1 pseudogene is annotated in these 569 nt (G+C 47.6%); it reads right to left on the reverse strand.

The annotated features are described in order from the left end of the window. Positions 1-569: pseudogene (locus R7Q48_RS29660) on the reverse strand (MSHA biogenesis protein MshI); the annotation flags it as partial.

Here is a 569-nt window from a genome sequence, read left to right on the forward strand (position 1 = left end):
AATGACTGCATCACACCTGAGTAACCCGTGCGTTGCGAATCATCGTACTTGCCCACCGCTTTCAAGGAATCTCGCTTAGCTTTGACTTCACGCTCTAGACGCGCTTTGGCCGCTAACTTATTTGGATCAGGCTGATGCTTACGCAGCTTCACTTGGTAGTAATCTAAGTCAGACTTAAGAATATCGCCCTTGCCTTTCACAATCGCGATTTCATCTTCCAAACCTTCACTTTGCCAAGACACGTAGCCGTAAGACAACAGAATCACAGCCGCAGCCGCGCCCCAAGAAATCGCCACATTTTTTAGCGTAAGGAGATCTTTTTTCGGCTTTAAATGATCAGGATATAGATTGACGCGTCGATTTGTAGACGCCGCCGCCGCATCCGCAAGCACATGACCACAGAGTTCATGTTCTTCAGGCAGTAGTGACGATACTTTGGTGCTTAAGCGGTAGTTAAGCGACTGAACCAATTCGTTCTCATCTTCTTCATCACAGCACACTTTCAATTGGTGCAACTGAACCTGACGAAGCTGAGCAGAGAGGTAGTCTATCGAACGTTGTAGCTCCAG

The sequence above is a fragment of the Vibrio sp. 378 genome (assembly GCF_033339435.1).